This window comes from Donghicola sp. (assembly GCF_025210255.1).
Taxonomy (GTDB): domain Bacteria; phylum Pseudomonadota; class Alphaproteobacteria; order Rhodobacterales; family Rhodobacteraceae; genus Donghicola; species Donghicola eburneus.
Genome location: NZ_JAOARZ010000043.1, coordinates 84,538 through 100,804, shown reverse-complemented (window position 1 = coordinate 100,804; position 16,267 = coordinate 84,538). Strand labels below are relative to the sequence as shown.

The following is a 16,267-nucleotide window of genomic DNA, read 5'->3' as shown; positions in this document are numbered from 1 at the left end:
TGTGCTCGTCGCTCACAAAGACCGCGCGCAAGAGGTGAAGAAGGCTGTCGCTGCCCTGAAAGCCAAAGGCGCCTCACAAGCGGAAACACTGCCGCGCGACTATCGCCCTTGGGGGTGGTACGAAAGCCTGGTCGTTGGCCGGCGCTTCCAAGTAAAGCGGATTCATGTCCATCCCGGCGCAGCGCTATCCCTGCAATCCCACCACCACCGCTCCGAGCACTGGATCGTGGTTGAGGGCACCGCGAAGGTGACCATCGACGAGGCCGTCCAACTCGTGACGGAAAACCAGTCCGTCTACATCCCCCTCGGCGCCGTCCACCGGATGGAAAACCCGGGTAAAGTCCCTATGGTCCTTATCGAGGTTCAGACCGGCTCTTACCTCGGCGAAGACGACATCATCCGCTACGAAGACATCTATGCGCGTGGACAAGGCGCTAAGGGGTAGAGTAGCCGTGTTAGATGCCGGCACATAATGGCCGGCATATCGCTCTCGAAGAGCGCATTGAAAGCATGAGGGGTGGGCTCATCATTCCAATAAATAGTGCAATGAGATACCCTTATGAGTGAGGGCGAGGCAACGATTGGGCGATTACAACATGAGCAGCGAGCCAACTTTTTCAAACCTACAAGCCGAACTTGAAAAGACGATCAATTTATTGCAGAGGTCTGGCTTAGGACAGCGTGTTTCAGTTCCGGCAGATCCCTTAACGAGCTTGTTAGAACAATGCCAGGCCGTTTCCGCTGAAATCGCGTCACGTTCTCGCCTTAGAATGGTTCATCATTTTGCCTGCACAGGAGGAACTCTGGTTTCGAAATGCATTGCGGCCCTCCCAAATATAATCCTAGCAAGCGAAATAGATCCTCTAAGCAGACTAGGCGCGGCTACTGCGCAAGATAAACCACTTTTCGCGCCCACCGATCTAATTGGTGGAATTCTAAACAATCCAAGAAATGTTTCAGACGCTGCGATCACCCAGATTTTCAAAAGGTCAGTAGCAGCGAGCCTTTCTGCTCTATCCAGCCAAGGGTTAACACTGGTGGTGAGGGATCATCCCCACTCCCACTTTTGCACTAGTACAGAGATCTCTGCTAGGCCGACTGTTCGAGAAATGTTGTCAGATGAGGTCGATGTGCTGTCGGTTGTGACGGTACGCCATCCTCTAGATTCTTTTCTCTCGCTCGAACACAATAATTGGATACATTTCTCTCCAAGAACGCTCGACGAATACTGCCGACGATACCATCTCTTTTTGGATCGTCATGCACCTCTGCCACTCGTGAAATACGAGGATTTTCAGGATGATCCAGAAAAATCTCTCAAAGAAATTTGCAAGCATCTTTCGATCGACTACTCACCGCTAGCCCTTGATACATTTTGGGTTATAGCCTTATCAGGCGATAGTGGTCGTAAAAGTCGGGTTATTTCGAAAAGAGCACGGCGCGACATCAACGACAAAGTTCTCGAAGAGATCGGAAAAAGTACCCAATATGAAAAGCTTTGCTTACGCTTAGGATACGGCTCTTTTTAACTGTTCAACCTAACAGCGTCTTACAAATTAGCTTTCGGCGTGTCGTTTGTGACGCAAGGTAGATCCGCTTCAAGTCGAGACAACTTTGTACTAAACAGCGCCGCCCATGACTGGTACTCAGGTCGCAGAGAAGATAGCCTAGTCAATGGATTTGTCAGGCCATGTACAGGGCGAACGCCCTCGCATGTTCGACACTTAAAGAGGAAATACATGCACCAGCTTTATCTTGACCTGCACTATACGAGTGAAATTCCGGGTGCCTACAAAAAGTCAGCTGATGAGCTGAGCTCTGACTCAGGTGTCAACTTGGGGAATTTTGCATTCCGCCATGCGCTTCGCTTCATCGTGCGAGATTTGTTCGAATACACGCCAGTTCGTTGGGCGGACTTCAATCGAGCGGCAGATCAAAAACCAGTGGACAAAGTTGTCGTTTCGTGTGCGAACTGGCTCGGCCAATCCGAGCATGATGAACGTTCAAATCTTGTTCGAGCCAAAACGATTGAACGGGTCGATGGACCTGTGATCTCCTTCGGTCTTGGCGTTCAAGCTCAGATAAAAGAAGATAATTCGCTTCCACAGCTGGGTCCTAATACGCTTCGATTGGCTCATGCACTTTCGGAACGCTGTGTCCAACTTAGTGTTCGCGACCAATTGACACAAGACGTACTTGAGGCAGATGGGATTCAGAACACCGTCGTGACCGGCTGCCCTTCAAATTTTATAAACGCAACCCCGAACCTCGGTGCCCTGATCTCTGAAAAGGCCACCAACCAGCTTGACTCTGCGTCGAGCTGGAAAGAAGTTCGGAGCTGCATTTCAGAAGCCTCTGGTGGCCACGGGCACAGCGGCGCGGTGATGAAGTTCAATGCCACCCTTATGGCGAAGACTCCCGCCTTCTACCTTGTACAATCACAAGCATTGCTGCCGTTTCTGATGGGTGCACGCACTGAAATTCCACAAAGCTATAGGTCCAACAATCCTTTCATGGGCAAGCCAGGGAAACTAACTCAGACACTGAAAGCAAAAACTCTTCACTTCAGCGGTCTCGAGCCTTGGATGGACTTCGCACGGACTTGCGATATCAGCTTTGGTATGCGTATCCATGGCACAATGGTCCCGCTCCAAGCCGGTGTTCCTTCGATCCTTATTGCCCATGATACGCGAACAGTAGGCTTGGCAGAGCGGATGGGAATCCCTTGGATAAGCCCCGAAGAGTTCATTAAGGTCGCTCAGGACAGTCCAAAGCCATTATTTGATCGAATCCTCACCTCCATGCAAAAATATGACTCACATCGCAAATCTTTGGCTCAGACAATGGTTGAGTATTTGAATGCGAACGGCCTCGTGCCGCATCAAGACATAGATAGCCTCTCAAAATCGTAAAAGCTCGGGCCGCTAAGCTGTTGCGCGGCCCTACTTTTTCTTTGTTCGGACGCAGTTTATGATTTTTCAAGAGAACATTCGGCGCACAGCCCGCATAGGTCGCGTCACCTTCCAGGAGCTGGATCGATACAATTCGTCGATTGTTCCTTGCAAGCGATTGCGGTCGTGTTGTAGCTGCTCGCTGCGCTGTTTTTGCTCGGAAAGTAGTTCCTCTAGAGCACCCTGATCGACACGCGATTCATGCAATTCATCAATGAGGCGATTTACTTCAGATTGAAGGTAGCGTACGTCTTCGGCCGATCTCAATGCAGACGCTTCAACGGACAGCGCATGTTCGAGTTGCGACTCGATATCTTCACTAAGGAGCGTAACTTCTTCCTCTCGCGTTTTTGCTATACACAGAGAGTTTTCAAGTTCTCGAAGAGCATCAAAGGCTAGCGAAAATTCTGAAATCTCATCTACTCGCCGACACTCTCTTCGAGTCGCGTAGCTATTAGCACGGAGCTCTTCCAAACTATCGTAAATAAGAGATAGTTCTGGGAGAAGGTGTAGAGAAAGAGTGTTGGCTACAATTCTTATATTAGCACCAAGATCCTCACAGGAAGGTTCGAATGTCTCAATCCCAAGAATCTCGGTGGCTACCGTTCGCTCTCTGGCAATTGCTCCGGGTAGAAGAGCGGATCCATCAATGAGTTTTAATTTTCTGCGGTATTTCCGGATTACAGCAAGAAGATCTTGATGCCAAGCAAGCCAAGAAGTGAGAACTGGGGCAAGACTTGATGCCGACATATACGCAGACGCAACAGATTCAATTGGCAATTGCCAGATCAACGTAGCTTCATCATCCTGAAGAACTTTAGCAACTTCGTCCGCGCACCCTGGAAACTCAGGAGACACACCTGCTTTCTTCAATCCGAGGATCGTGACGTTTGAAACGTCGGGCGTCACGAGAATCTTCATAAACTTGCTCCTATGTCCTAAGACACAAATATGTGCTATGATGAGGCTGGCTCCATAGCCATCAAGTATCTCTTTATTATATCAAGCTTTTTCACAAGACCAAGACAAACGTCCTGAAGTCATGCAAGGCATCTGTGGGCGCCAGGTGTCTTTGCTCTCAGCCTATCGGTTTGGGCGAAGTTGCTTTGTTCCCTTTTTACTTCTTCGACTTGATCGCTCCGTAGTTTTGGGCTCTTGAAGATTTTCTGGCGCAATTTTCTGCCTTACCTGGAGCTGCTGAAGATGCTCAGCTGCTTGAGCAAGCTTAGGGGTTAGCTTCAATAGCAAGTCTTCTTGGCGGCGCCTATCATCTTCGCTTTTTTGAAACTGCAGTCGAAGATGATTCAAGTCGCTCTGGAGCAACGCATTCATACGGCTCAAAAAAGATTGCTCTGCATTCGCGTCCGCTTTCGCCTTCTCGGCGGCCTCCAGTCGTGGCGTAACAGCAGAAAGTTCGGCTCGAAGACTTTCAATAAGATCACGCTTTCCGATAAGCTCCTGCTCTATATGTGTTCTCTTCTCTTCAAGCGCTGTTGCTTCCTTTCGGAAGATACTAAGTTCTGCTTCTACATTATCCAGTAACTCTGATTTCTGCTGAAGCTCAGTCCGTGCATCATTCAGCGCATCCCTTTTTTCAGTGAGTTCGGAGCTGAGTTCATCGATCCGGACTAGTTGTGTTGTTCGCGCATCATCAGCCTCGCGAAGGCGTTTCAGAGTTTCCTCTACTTTGGTACGGCATTGGCTTAATTCTCCGTTCCTGATATCTTTCTCTGCAGTCGCGGAAATCAGTTTAGCTCGACTATCTTCAAGTTCCGATTTAAGCTGCGCAATATATTCGACATGTGCGCGTTCCCTTCTATTGCTATCAGCCAATTCTTTCTCGGCAACTTTCAGCTGCCGGACCGTCACGTTAGCTTTAAAACGCAGAATGGGCCAGTCAGCATCATCTGTGTTTTCTGAGTCCAAATAGAAATCATGTGCCAGTAAGCGGTTCGTAAGCTCAATTTTATCAAGAGCTCCATCAAAGAACCTTTCGACACCACAGCGAATAGTCAGGTAGTTCAGCTTGTACAGAAATTCAGCCTCAAGAAATGCATCTAAGATTTGAGCTTCAGCTCCGGGCAAATCTATCACGCACTGAACCGGCTCGGCCAAGCCGGATAAAGAAGCAATTAATTCGTTACCAGTCAGAATATTAAAGTGTGTTTTGCCTACCTCTTTAAGCCCGGGAAAGACATCGGTCAGCTCAATTGTCGGACAGCCGACACTTACTAGACCAGGTAATGAATAAATCCTTAAAACGTTTTCATCAAAGCCAGCAGCCGGCAGCTTCGCACACGTTGTGGAGGGTACAGCATACTCATCCTTGGGATCCAGCGCGCCCCTTGGATCAAATACGATCACATTCGAAGCGTTCGACGCAACCTTGCCAAAGTCACCAAGCAGCCGAGATAAACCAACGCATCCGACCAGGACGATGCTGCCAGACCTCTCCTGAAACTTGGGCTCTATCATGCTCGCAACCTCCACAATCCTTCAAGCTCCTTGATATCAAGCTTTTACATCGACACAATGCCCTAACGGCACGGCCACTCTCGGCATGCGCAGCAAAACAGCATCTCTGCGGTATAAAATTTCAGGTGCAGCTCCGACCACTATTGTAAATAGTCATCGCGCTTGCCATCAATACCTCCAAATCAAGTAGATTGGAAAGGGTGAGATCTGATGATTGACAACGTGGCCTTGGGCGCAGACGGACACACCAATCACGTTCTTAATGTGATGCGGCAGTCTGAAGCCACCTTGGATCTCTCCAGCAACACTGAGGTTCTCCCAGGTCTAGTCCTACGTGCAGAGCCCAGCCTAGAGCTAACCGGCACCGTCCAATCGCCTGAAGGAACACTTTTGGCGATCGATGCACGGATGAATGACCATCACGGGAGTTGGTGTGGTCTGCACATCAACTTACCCGCCAAAGATCTTACCCATAATGGCGTTATCGGCTTCGCGGCACGTATCAAAGCATCTGGGCTCAACGTGGCCCGCGCCTGCATCCGCTCTGGTACTGACGACGGATTTAAAGATTGCTTCTTCGACAAGCATTTGATGTTTCGTTCCGACGAAGCCAGCCACATCGACGGCATGTCCATCAGCAGCAGCAAAGATCTGCCTCTTCAAGCACCGTGGAGAGAACTTGTATTTTTCCTTCCAACGCATTCCTTTAACATGACTTTTGTAGATATTCGTGTGTTTGTCGTTTGATCACTTACAAACTTCGTTCAAGGCTTCAGTTGTGGCACGAGCAAAACGTTTTCTCTCCTCGTGCCACAACTCGTCGTTCGATGAGAGAGCTAAGAGTATTTGCTGAGCTTCGACGTATGCTTGGGCTACAGCGTTGTCGAATGACTGCTCGCGAAGTTGTTCAGAAGCCTCTTCAGGTGACAGACCAGACACATTTATCCATGACTCCGTAGGCAGTTTGTAGTCGTGGATTTTGTGTGATGGATTCGCGTAGTAAATTGGCAACGACCCACAGCTAAAGGCATCGAAAATTTTTTCGGTGATATAGCGTGGCTGATGCGTATTTTCTATCGCCCCAAGCATCCGAGCCCTGCCATCCAACTTTTGTAATTTATCAGCATGCCAATCCGTCTTCAGTTCGAAGCGACCTACCTTACCGCCCCAACTTTTTCCCAACCGTTCGACGTTTAAAGCATTACAACACTGCGCAAATTCCGTCCGCCAAGAACATAAACCGATTAAGTTTGCGGACGGCCATTGAACCCAGTGGTAAGGTTCTGGTCGCCGTTCGAACATAAAACTGACATCAATAGCACGCGCACTCCAGTCCCTTAGCCATTCAGACGCGCGCTTACGCGCATTTCGTTGGAACATGCGCTTGTATGCTTTTTGAAATCGGTAATTCGTTAAAACATAATAGGGTACATGCGTAAACTCAAATACTGCCCCGATCTGATGATTGATCTGAACAACTGGAAGCGCGCCGTATCTTGTCTCCACATAAATTAATGGGTCTAAAGGGCGCTTCCCCCAAATTGTATCCCAAAACGGCTCTTCAGAGAGTATTGCAATTGCCCTTCTGCTTCTCCGCCAATCTTCTACTAAAAAATGCGGAGCACTCTCCAAATCGAGGATATGAGCAAAAATAATTACATCAGCCTGATTGACCTGATCAACCAAACGAATTTTTCCGGAAAAGTAGTTTCGGAGTGCATCGTAGCTGAGAGGTGTCCGATGCGCATGCCTTCCAAATTTAAAAACTCGGATCATCGTTGGTCACCGACTTTTAAATTTCCTTTATCCGTCCCGAGTTCGTTTATCCTAATCCCATAATGCTTTAAGTGATCAACACTTATCATCTGCAAATCATAAGGCGACCCCTCGGTCATCACAAAGTCCAAAAAATTTTTCGCCTTCTTTCGCAATGCTTCCTTATGTTGGTCTTCTATGCTTCCGTGCATCCAGTCTATTAATGAGATGCAGAATTTTAAAAATGGACGCTTAAAAACCGCAGCGTCGTCGAGTTTACAAATCAATTGACACCAAACACTTATGAGTGTTTCGAAGACCAATAAGCGATCCGCATCCTCTCGATTCGTCTGTCGGCACGTGCCTGGTAGCACATAGTGGACTGCCGCAATTCGATCGGAGGCGAGGACAGACTTGGCTTTAATAAAGCTTTGCCAGTGCGGTAGAACATCTTCGTGCACTGATATATTAGGGAAATAAATATCATTTTCGCGAAGGAAGTCAGTGCGATAAATCTTATTCCAAGGATAATTAGCAGTTCCAGAAAGAATGGCAGCCTGCCCGATATCTATTTCTTCAAGTGCCAAGCCGCCCATTTTCGCCTCCGCCCAGAGAAAATCATCGACACTCATCTGATGCCACAAGCCCGCAGGAAAACTTCTACTATCCGCATGCCTGAATATGCAGAAATCAAAGTCTTTATACCTTAAATCAAGCCACAGAAATTCAATCTCTTCTGTAAGACAATCATCGCTATCAAAGAAAAGGACGTGGCTTGTTTCAACTTGATGCAGGCCAGCATTTCGCGCGAGACCGGGCCCTTGAGACTCTTCATTCCGCAGAACTTTAACGTTTTTGAAAAAACCAGCAGGTATCTGCAACTTAGGATAAGATCCATCATCTACGACTATTATCTTCTCAAAAATCTCATACTTTTCGGCCATGTTAAGAAGCCGAAACAGATTTATAGCATCGTTCTTTGTCGGGATCACGAGAGTTATATTCATGATAAGAATATTCTGAGGTCCATAAAGGTCAATCGAAACGGGCTTGTCGGAAGGAAGAACACGAGCTCTCTCCACTCCGCTTGTTTCGGCAACAAATCCCTGTGGCGAACAATAAGCCCGTCAACATGGTCTGCCTCTTCATTTCTAAAAAGGAGATGTTTATCAAAAAAGCAATCTTGAAAAGTATCGCCGCTTCCCGACCTGATACAGGCTCGCACCATGTGGACTGCTGTCGCTGCAGTTCTCGCACCGAAACCGATCACGCCGAAATCCGTCAAATCTTTTGCCGGCAGAGAAACATGTAGACCGATCCAGCTACCACTCACTTGCCTCATCTTTGCATCTAGTGACAGCATCCATCCCCTCGGGGATCGAAAGCTTCCAGACAAATGCAGACTTGGGTCCGCGCGCAAAGATAAACCTGGCAAGAACTCCAGATCTGAGGCTAATTCGCCCTCATCCACGCGTTCACGCAAAATACTTAGCGCGAAATTCGCTTGTCCATCAGGCCCCAGCGCGACGTTGTTTAGCAATTGTGCGACTTTCGATTATATTTCAATCCCGTTCTAGATGTCAAAAATCCTTCAGTTTTTCAACGCTTCCACCATTTTTACTTCTAGAAAATACTGCAGCGGTTAGCAGGTCCGCCGGCCCGTCCAACTCTCCGCACCTTTCGTATCGACAAAGACGCGATAGACAGACGTCGTGCCTGTGATGAACATCCGCCTTCCATCCGGCCCGCCGAAACATAGGTTCGACACGATTTCCGGCACCAATATCTTACCCAAAAGCGTACCATCGGGGGCAAAGCAATGGACGCCGTCCGCAGCCGAGGACCAGAGGTTGCCCGCCGCGTCGCAGCGCATGCCGTCAGGCAAGCCTTGGTCGATGGTGGCAAAGGCGCCTTCGTCGATCAAGGCCTCGCCCTCGACCCTGAATTGACGGATTACGGGAGCCACAGAGTCGTCATGACTGGACCCACTCTCGGCGATATATAGGATCTTTTCGTCCGGCGAAAAGCACAGACCATTGGGCTGTGTGAAGTCACTGACTGCAATGGTCAGCGCGCCTTCGGGGGACAACCGATACACGTTCTGGGTGGGTTGTTCTGGTGTGGCGCGATAGCCCTCGAAATCCGAGATGATGCCGTAGGTCGGGTCAGTGAACCAGATCACACCGTCCGAAGACACCACCACGTCATTCGGGGAGTTCAGGCGTTTACCTTCGAATTGGTCCGCCAGGACTGTGATTGAGCCGTCGTATTCTGTCCGCACCACATCCCGCGCGCCGTGGCGGCAACCGATCAGGCGGCCTTGGCGGTCGCGGGTATTGCCATTGTTGAAGCCGGACTCGGCGCGGTAAAGGGATATGCCCGTTGTCTCGGACCACTGCATGATCCGGCGCGAGGGGATGTCAGAAAACAGCAAGACGTCGCGGTCGCCAAACCAGACCGGCCCTTCGGTCCATGTGAAACCTTGGGCAATCCGCTCCAACTGAGACATAGGGTGCGTCAAAGCGCGAAACCGGTCATCATGGACCTCAAGATGCGGGGGAAGGGTGATCATTGGCGGCTCCTCCGAGTGCTGGCTGCGATGACGATTGCAATGATGATGGTGCCGGTCAGGACGCTCTTGATCCCTGCACCAGCGCCGTAGCTGTTCAGCATGGACACCAAGAGGAACATGAACAGCGCTGCGCCGATCACGCCCGGGACGTTTGAATTCCCGCCTGCGATAGATGACCCGCCGATAACGACCACGGCGATTGAGGTCAGTAGGTATTCGGCTCCCATATTGAGCGCGGCTCCACCAGAAAAGCTGGCCAGCAAGTAGCCTGCGAGGGCTGCGAAAACCGAAACGGACAGGTAGGTCGCGGCACGCACCGCCTCGACCGGAATGCCAGCCAAGCGGGCCGCACGAGCGTTCTGACCGGATGCCAGCAGCCATCGGCCCCAGACCGCGCGCTCTAGGATCACCCAGACGATGACAGCGAGGATGAGTGCAACCCAAGCCACATTCGGCACCCCGACAAAGCGGCCCGTGGCGAAATCGGCAAGACCTTCGGGCGGTTTGATCCGCAGGCCACGATTGGACCAGATGGCGAGCGATTGATAAATCAGCGAGGCCGAAAGAGTTGCGATGATGGGCGGCAAACGCAGCAGCCAGATCAGCAGGAAATTCACGCAGCCGACGCCAAAACCAGTGGCCAAAGCCACGACCAGCCCCAGAATCGCTGTATTCGGGTCCGAACCCATCGTCTTCAGCGCCAGTGTGCCCGACAGTGTCATGCACGCAGGGATCGACAGGTCCACATTACCCGGCCCCAATGTGATCACCAGCATTTGTCCCAGTCCGACGATCGCGGCGAAAGCTCCGAAGGACAAAGCCGCATACGCCAGCTCTCCGGCACCCCGCCCCGAGGTCAACATCAGAGTGATGACAAAGGCCAATCCGGCCGCAGCCCACGCCCAAACCCAAGGTCTCATGGTCATGTTGCAGCCCCCTTGCGCGAAAACAGCAGGCGCGCGGTCAGAACAAGGATCAGGATCGCGCCCTGTGCACCGATCTGCCAGTCTGGCGACAGCCTGAGAAAGGATAGGAAAGAGGCAGCCAGCGTCAGGGTCAGCGCGCCGATTACAGCACCGACAGGAGATACCTTTCCGCCCGTAAACTCACCGCCCCCAAGGATCACACCCGCAATCGATAAAAGCGTGTAACGCAGCGCGATATTAGCATCCGCAGAGGTCGTCAGTCCGACCAACGCCATTCCTGCTAGAACACCGAACAGCCCTGACAGGCCATAAGCCGTCGCCTTTAACGCGGTCACGTTCCATCCCGCCCGCGCGATGGAGCGCGTGTTACCGCCTACCCCGCGCAGTACCGTGCCGATCTTGGACCGGATCACCAGAATATGGGTCAGCGCGGCGATCAGGATCGCGGCGACTACAGCCATCGGGATCAGCGGTGGCTTGACCGTCATCAAGGCTCGGATCCATCCCGGAGACGCTCCGCCCGGCGTCGGCAGCAGAAACAGCGCCAGCCCGCCCCAGACAAAGGACATCCCGAGCGTCACCACAATCGCGGGGAGTTCCAGCGTATGGATGACAGCACCCATCGCAGCGTAGCTCGCGATCAGCCCTAGTAGGATCAACGCCCCGATCAGCGGCGCATCGTTCAGCCACGTCGCGGTCACGCATGCCACCAAACTGACAAACGCCCCCAACGACAAGTCGATGTCGTTCACCATGATAATCATCATCTGTGCGATGGTCGCCAACGCGATCGGCACCGCCAGATTGAACAGCAGATTTAGCCCGAAATAGCTCATGGCGCGTGGCTGCATCCAGAAAGTCAGGCACAGCAGCACTGCCAGAGAAATGACGGGCAACAGAATACGGTATCGCGCCAACATCACGAAGCCTCCTGCATTTCAAAGGATGCCTCGAGGATCTTCTCTTCGGTGATCTCGTCTCCGGTCAGTTCGGCGCTGATTTCTCCGTTTCGGAAAACGAACACTCGATCGCATTGGCAGACTTCCTCGGTCTCGGTCGAATACCATAGGAAGGTCCGGCCCTTGGCCGCTTCGGCACGGACAATGGCGTAGACATCCTGTTTCGTGCCCACGTCGACGCCGCGCATGGGGTCGTCCATCACGATAACGGTCGCATCAGAGGCCAAAGCGCGTGCAAAGAGCACCTTTTGCTGGTTGCCGCCCGATAGGGACAAGATCGGATTGGTCAAATCGCTGGTCCGAATACCGATCCGCTTTTTCCAATCCTCGGCCAAGCGTCTCTCGGCCCCTGTATCGACCAAGCCGCTTTTGGCATCGCGCCCGAGTACCGATACCGACATGTTCCGCAGAATTGACCAGAGCGGCAGCACCCCGTCGCGGGGGCGGTCTCCGGCAACAAACACAGCGCGCATCCCGCGCCCTGCCCGCCAATCCGAGGTTTCTGCCAGATAGAGCCGCGCCAGAGCGGCCGCTTGCCCGTGTCCTGCCAATCCTGACAGCCCCACAATCTCGCCGCGCCGCGCTTCCAGTCCTTCGGCGCGGATCACGACCTCTCCAAGCGCCGCGCGAGCGGTCTGTGTTGTCGGTCCTTCGGCGGCGACATGGCCCATCGCGTCGACCAAGCCTTGGCGGTCAAACTCCGCAGCAGGGCGGTCCGCGACGACAACCCCGTCTTTCAATACGACGATCCGCGAGGAAACGTCGAAAATCTCGCCCAACATGTGGGAGATAAAGATCACCGCCCCGCCAGACGCGCAGAACGCTTTGACATGGGACAGCAACTGGCGCGCGATCCCTTCGTCCAAAGACGATGTGGGTTCATCCAAAATTACCAACCGCGCAGCCCCGCCCCGTGTGGCAAAGCCAATAGCGATCTCGACCATCTGCCGCTCTGCGATGGTCAATTGGTCCACTTCGGTATCGGGGTGAATGCCGTGATCGGGGAAGACCTGATCCAGACTGGCCAAAATTTCCGCCCGCGCGGGACCGCGCCAGCCAAAGCCCTTTAGATCGGGATGCGCAATCGACAGGTTCTCGGCCACAGACAAATTGGGACAGAGCGACAGCTCTTGAAATACCGAGCGCACGCCTTCGGTGCCCTCCGGGAATGTAACTTCACCCGCAGACGCGGGGAACGTCCCGTTCACCAAGTTCACCAGCGTCGATTTCCCCGCGCCGTTGTGCCCCACAAGCCCGAGGCACTCGCCCGGGGCTACTGACAAGGACACACCGTTCAGCGCCTTGACCGGGCCAAAGTGTTTTGCCGCGTCGCGCAAGGCCACGACGGGGGTCCGTTCCAAATCTGACATGAATTCTCCGATCGTCCGCGATTGCGGCCCCTGCCCCGCTCGCACGCAGGGCAGGTCACCTCAAGGCGTTTACTTCGCGCCTGCGATCACAGCCTGAGCATCCTCAAGGGTGTAGCTGACATTCGCGACAGACCCTTCGGGCGTGGTTTCCAGCGCACTGTCCAGATCATCTTGGGTGATGGTCAGGAAGGGCACGGTCAGATCCTTGGGGACATCTTCGCCAGCCAAAATCTGCTGGCCGACCCAAAACGCGAGCGAGGCCACACCCGGCGCGATCGACAGGGACAAAGTCTCGTATCCATTCGCATCCCGCTGCTCAGCCCACCACTTCAGCTCGTCCTGACGATTGCCAAGGATGATGAGCGGCGTGGGGCGGCCCGCTGCGGCAAAGGCTTCGGCTGCGCCGTACCCGTCTCCGCCTTGGGTCACGACACCCACCACTTCGGGGAGGGAGGGCAGAATACCCGCGACGGCTTTTTGGGCCACATCCTGCGCCCAATCCCCGTGGACAGACCCGACGATTTTGAACTGCGAATGCTTTTCTACGCCCTCGTGGATGCCTTGGCTGATGGCATCATCCGTAGATACGCCCGCAAGTCCGCGGATTTCCAGCAGGTTGCCGCCCTCGGGCAGGCGGGTGGCCAGATAATCCACCTCTTGGCGACCCATCTCAACGAAATCAACTGCGATCCGCCATGCACAAGGTTCTGTCACGATGCTGTCAAAGCTGATGACTTTCACACCTGCGTCGCAGGCTTCTTTGACCGCGCCATTCAGGGCGGTGGGCGACGCAGCGTTCAGCAGAATGGCGTCATAGCCCTGCAAGATCATGTTCTGAATCTGCGCCGCTTGCTCGGTTGTTTGGTTTTCTGACGTGGTAAATGCATCCGCCGCCGCAACCACACCGTCAGCGACTGCTGCTTCTGCCGTCTCTTCGTAGGTTTGCAGCATGGCCTGACGCCACGAATTCCCCGCGTAGTTGTTGGACAAGGCAATACGTTTGTCAGCGGTGGCCGCGCTGTGGCTTTCGGCATGCACAGCACCCGCCATCAGGGCGAGTGTCGCCGCCCCCATCAAAATGGATTTCATAGATTTTCCTCCCTTGCGCCGCAGCGCTCTGTCGGTCCCTGCTGGCGTCTCCCCCGCCTTGTGCCGAAACCTGCCTCAACCCTGCGATTGCGCCCAATAGTTGTAAAGGCAGCCAGCCGCAGAGTTGTTGCGGGAACCCGCAACAGACCTGCGGGTTTGGGTATTTCCTTTTGATCTTTGACAGCGCACACTTGCGGGATCGTGCAATGCTCTGGGGAGAGATGCCTGCGCGACGGGGGAGACACATGACTTTGCACACCGCGCAAGAAGCCGGCTGCGACACCGTTCTGGCGCGCATGTCCGGACGACTGGCCGACCAGACTGATATCTCAGCGGCGCTGCCGTCGATCAAAGACGATATCGCAGCACTCGTCCCCTTTGTTCATTGTGATGTTTGCCTGTTGGACCGTCCTGGCTGGGTGGTCAGTCATGAGGTCGGCATTCGCACGCGCTGGTCCCGCGCATCGGGCCGGATAGACCATGCGCCGATCCGCGAGGTGCTGTACGAACAATGCCCGTATATGCTGACCGATGACGCAATCAACGACGCCCGTTTCACCTACCCCGGTGCGGCTTGCGAACCGATCTTGAACCACGGCTTACGCAGCCGCGTTCACGTACCGTTGCGATGCAAGGGCAGGTTGATTGGCTCTTTGAACCTGTCTGATACGCAAGTTGCACGCTACTCCCTTCAGACTGTGGCACAGGCGCAGCAGATCGCCGACGTTTTGGCCCCGTGGTTTCACATCCTGCATCTTTCCGAACAGGCTGAACGCCGGAATCGCGCCCCAGCATCTGGCCTTGGGAGCGAAGAAGGGCTGCGCCGTGGCGCGCTCGAATTGACCCAAGCGATGGAGTTGGAGCGACAACGGATTGGGATGGACTTGCATGACCAGACCCTCGCCGATCTATCTCGGCTCCTACGTGAAGTGACGGCTGAAACGCCCCTGCCTCGCGATGCCCTCGCCGATCATTTAAGAGAGACGATCACGGGCCTGCGGCGGATCATCGATATGGCGGTGCCGACCTTGCTCGACCTCTTCGGCTTCACTCATGCGGTGCGAGTGCATCTGGAGCGCGCTTGTCACGATGACAGTATGATCCTCGACGTACAGGACCTGACCCATGGCCTGCCTGATACTCTTGGCCCCACCGTCAGAAGCGCCCTCTTTCACATCACCCAAGAGGCGATCAACAACGCAACGCGCCATGCTGGCGCAAGCCGGATCACGGTGCGCATCAATCAACCCACCCAGGCGACCTTGGCTGTTACCATCTCAGACAATGGCTGCGGGATTCCCGCTGCACCTTCACGTCAGTCGGGGCTGCTGCACATGCGGACCCGTGCGCGCCTGATCTCGGCCGATCTGGAAATTCTGCCGGACCAAGGCACTACTGTCCGCGCGACCTTGCGCATCCCCACGCGCCCCCAAGAGCCAAAGGATAGACGATGAAAGTTCTCCTCGTCGAAGATGACCAGTTTCACGCTTCCTATATGGAGGATGTTCTGGTCGAGTCCCTGCCCGAGGTCACCCAGATATTTCACGCGGTAAACGGGCTAGAGGCTGAACGCGAGGCCCGCGCCATGGCGATTGACGCCGTGGTGATGGACTTGCGCATGTCACAACGCAATGGAATAGAGGCAGCGCAAACCCTTTGGCAAGAGCGCGCAGACACCCGCATCCTGTTCTGGTCGAACTACGCGGACGAAGCCTACTTGCGCGGGATCAGCGCCATCGTCCCCGAGGACAGCGCCTATGGTTATCTGCTGAAAACGGCGCCCCGCGACCGGTTGAAACTGGCACTGCGCGCCGTACTCGTCGAAGGTCAGATCATGGTGGACCGCGAAATTCACCGTCTGCAGCGCCGCACAGCATCGCCGCGGAATACACTCGATGACAGCGAATTTGCCGTGCTGGTGGATTTGGGGCTTGGCCTGCAAGATCGCATGATCGCAGAGCGCCGTGGGATGTCTTTGCGAACCGTGCAAAACAGGCTCCTGTCGCTCTATGATAAGCTTGGGGTCGAAGACGCAACGGACGGCGACACCCCGATCAATAAACGGGTCCGCGCTTTAAACCGTGCTTTGGTGACACGGACCTTGAACGTCGAGACGCTCGAAACCGCAGAGCGCGATTTCGAGCAGTGGCAAGCAGGACGGGCTTAGGAC

The 16,267-nt window shown here is 53.7% G+C and carries 16 protein-coding genes; 6 read left to right on the top strand and 10 right to left on the bottom strand.

The features are described 5' to 3' along the window. From N4A58_RS19975 to N4A58_RS19965, 3 genes are all read left to right on the top strand, one after another. On the top strand, window positions 1-445 hold a 445-nt coding region (locus tag N4A58_RS19975), incomplete at its 5' end, for a cupin domain-containing protein (protein WP_293713036.1). A 151-nt stretch (window positions 446-596) separates the two neighbouring features. Further along, a complete protein-coding gene (locus tag N4A58_RS19970; protein ID WP_293713034.1) occupies window positions 597-1,529 on the top strand; it encodes a sulfotransferase in 933 nt (310 codons plus the stop codon). A gap of 210 nt (window positions 1,530-1,739) precedes the next feature. After that, window positions 1,740-2,912, top strand: a complete 1,173-nt coding sequence (locus N4A58_RS19965) for a polysaccharide pyruvyl transferase family protein (RefSeq protein WP_293713032.1) — start codon at window positions 1,740-1,742, stop codon at window positions 2,910-2,912. Window positions 2,913-2,978: 66 nt separating this feature from the next. Here N4A58_RS19965 and N4A58_RS19960 read toward each other — a convergent pair whose 3' ends face one another. After that, window positions 2,979-3,872 (bottom strand): hypothetical protein, encoded by an 894-nt coding sequence (locus tag N4A58_RS19960; protein WP_293713031.1) that lies wholly within the window; start codon window positions 3,870-3,872, stop codon window positions 2,979-2,981. Between the two features lie 162 nt (window positions 3,873-4,034). Continuing rightward, window positions 4,035-5,426 carry a hypothetical protein gene (locus N4A58_RS19955; protein WP_293713029.1) on the bottom strand — a complete coding sequence of 464 codons (1,392 nt, stop codon included), beginning with the start codon at window positions 5,424-5,426 and terminating at the stop codon, window positions 4,035-4,037. Window positions 5,427-5,636: 210 nt separating this feature from the next. Here N4A58_RS19955 and N4A58_RS19950 point away from each other — a divergent pair, with 210 nt between their 5' ends. Continuing rightward, the gene (locus tag N4A58_RS19950; protein WP_293713028.1) at window positions 5,637-6,173 is read left to right on the top strand and encodes a hypothetical protein; all 537 of its coding nucleotides are present in this window, start codon (window positions 5,637-5,639) and stop codon (window positions 6,171-6,173) included. Here the strand turns inward: N4A58_RS19950 and N4A58_RS19945 are convergent, their stop codons facing one another. From N4A58_RS19945 to N4A58_RS19910, 8 genes are all read right to left on the bottom strand, one after another. Beyond that, window positions 6,174-7,202 (bottom strand): glycosyltransferase family 10, encoded by a 1,029-nt coding sequence (locus tag N4A58_RS19945; protein ID WP_293713027.1) that lies wholly within the window; start codon window positions 7,200-7,202, stop codon window positions 6,174-6,176. Further along, window positions 7,199-8,188 carry a glycosyltransferase family 2 protein gene (locus tag N4A58_RS19940; protein ID WP_293713025.1) on the bottom strand — a complete coding sequence of 330 codons (990 nt, stop codon included), beginning with the start codon at window positions 8,186-8,188 and terminating at the stop codon, window positions 7,199-7,201. Before N4A58_RS19940 ends, N4A58_RS19945 begins: the two co-directional genes overlap by 4 nt. Continuing rightward, a complete protein-coding gene (locus tag N4A58_RS19935) occupies window positions 8,185-8,544 on the bottom strand; it encodes a hypothetical protein (RefSeq protein WP_293713023.1) in 360 nt (119 codons plus the stop codon). Before N4A58_RS19935 ends, N4A58_RS19940 begins: the two co-directional genes overlap by 4 nt. A 279-nt stretch (window positions 8,545-8,823) precedes the next feature. Beyond that, window positions 8,824-9,753 (bottom strand): SMP-30/gluconolactonase/LRE family protein, encoded by a 930-nt coding sequence (locus tag N4A58_RS19930; RefSeq protein WP_293713021.1) that lies wholly within the window; start codon window positions 9,751-9,753, stop codon window positions 8,824-8,826. Further along, complete coding sequence (locus N4A58_RS19925) at window positions 9,750-10,679, bottom strand: ABC transporter permease (RefSeq protein WP_293713019.1); 930 nt, start codon at window positions 10,677-10,679, stop codon at window positions 9,750-9,752. Before N4A58_RS19925 ends, N4A58_RS19930 begins: the two co-directional genes overlap by 4 nt. Continuing rightward, window positions 10,676-11,599, bottom strand: a complete 924-nt coding sequence (locus N4A58_RS19920; RefSeq protein WP_293713017.1) for an ABC transporter permease — start codon at window positions 11,597-11,599, stop codon at window positions 10,676-10,678. Before N4A58_RS19920 ends, N4A58_RS19925 begins: the two co-directional genes overlap by 4 nt. Beyond that, window positions 11,599-13,008: a sugar ABC transporter ATP-binding protein gene (locus tag N4A58_RS19915; protein WP_293713015.1), complete on the bottom strand. Its 1,410-nt coding sequence runs from the start codon at window positions 13,006-13,008 to the stop codon at window positions 11,599-11,601. Before N4A58_RS19915 ends, N4A58_RS19920 begins: the two co-directional genes overlap by 1 nt. Before the next feature lie 69 nt (window positions 13,009-13,077). Continuing rightward, window positions 13,078-14,097, bottom strand: a complete 1,020-nt coding sequence (locus N4A58_RS19910) for an ABC transporter substrate-binding protein (protein ID WP_293713013.1) — start codon at window positions 14,095-14,097, stop codon at window positions 13,078-13,080. Window positions 14,098-14,342: 245 nt separating this feature from the next. On the opposite strand from N4A58_RS19910, the gene N4A58_RS19905 reads away from it, so the two are divergent. Further along, complete coding sequence (locus N4A58_RS19905; RefSeq protein ID WP_293713012.1) at window positions 14,343-15,551, top strand: ATP-binding protein; 1,209 nt, start codon at window positions 14,343-14,345, stop codon at window positions 15,549-15,551. Then, window positions 15,548-16,264: a response regulator transcription factor gene (locus tag N4A58_RS19900; protein WP_293713010.1), complete on the top strand. Its 717-nt coding sequence runs from the start codon at window positions 15,548-15,550 to the stop codon at window positions 16,262-16,264. The genes N4A58_RS19905 and N4A58_RS19900 overlap by 4 nt, the downstream gene beginning before the upstream one ends. Window positions 16,265-16,267: the final 3 nt, after the last annotated feature.

What these genes read in the sequence shown, in the direction of transcription:
- N4A58_RS19925 (WP_293713019.1), bottom strand. Translation starts at nt 10,679, where the DNA reads ATGACCATGAGACCTTGGGTTTGGGCGTGGGCTGCGGCCGGATTGGCC.
- N4A58_RS19910 (WP_293713013.1), bottom strand. Translation starts at nt 14,097, where the DNA reads ATGAAATCCATTTTGATGGGGGCGGCGACACTCGCCCTGATGGCGGGT.
- N4A58_RS19940 (WP_293713025.1), bottom strand. Translation starts at nt 8,188, where the DNA reads ATGAATATAACTCTCGTGATCCCGACAAAGAACGATGCTATAAATCTG.
- N4A58_RS19970 (WP_293713034.1), top strand. Translation starts at nt 597, where the DNA reads ATGAGCAGCGAGCCAACTTTTTCAAACCTACAAGCCGAACTTGAAAAG.
- N4A58_RS19915 (WP_293713015.1), bottom strand. Translation starts at nt 13,008, where the DNA reads ATGTCAGATTTGGAACGGACCCCCGTCGTGGCCTTGCGCGACGCGGCA.
- N4A58_RS19905 (WP_293713012.1), top strand. Translation starts at nt 14,343, where the DNA reads ATGACTTTGCACACCGCGCAAGAAGCCGGCTGCGACACCGTTCTGGCG.
- N4A58_RS19965 (WP_293713032.1), top strand. Translation starts at nt 1,740, where the DNA reads ATGCACCAGCTTTATCTTGACCTGCACTATACGAGTGAAATTCCGGGT.
- N4A58_RS19935 (WP_293713023.1), bottom strand. Translation starts at nt 8,544, where the DNA reads ATGCTGTCACTAGATGCAAAGATGAGGCAAGTGAGTGGTAGCTGGATC.
- N4A58_RS19960 (WP_293713031.1), bottom strand. Translation starts at nt 3,872, where the DNA reads ATGAAGATTCTCGTGACGCCCGACGTTTCAAACGTCACGATCCTCGGA.
- N4A58_RS19900 (WP_293713010.1), top strand. Translation starts at nt 15,548, where the DNA reads ATGAAAGTTCTCCTCGTCGAAGATGACCAGTTTCACGCTTCCTATATG.
- N4A58_RS19945 (WP_293713027.1), bottom strand. Translation starts at nt 7,202, where the DNA reads ATGATCCGAGTTTTTAAATTTGGAAGGCATGCGCATCGGACACCTCTC.
- N4A58_RS19930 (WP_293713021.1), bottom strand. Translation starts at nt 9,753, where the DNA reads ATGATCACCCTTCCCCCGCATCTTGAGGTCCATGATGACCGGTTTCGC.
- N4A58_RS19920 (WP_293713017.1), bottom strand. Translation starts at nt 11,599, where the DNA reads ATGTTGGCGCGATACCGTATTCTGTTGCCCGTCATTTCTCTGGCAGTG.
- N4A58_RS19950 (WP_293713028.1), top strand. Translation starts at nt 5,637, where the DNA reads ATGATTGACAACGTGGCCTTGGGCGCAGACGGACACACCAATCACGTT.
- N4A58_RS19955 (WP_293713029.1), bottom strand. Translation starts at nt 5,426, where the DNA reads ATGATAGAGCCCAAGTTTCAGGAGAGGTCTGGCAGCATCGTCCTGGTC.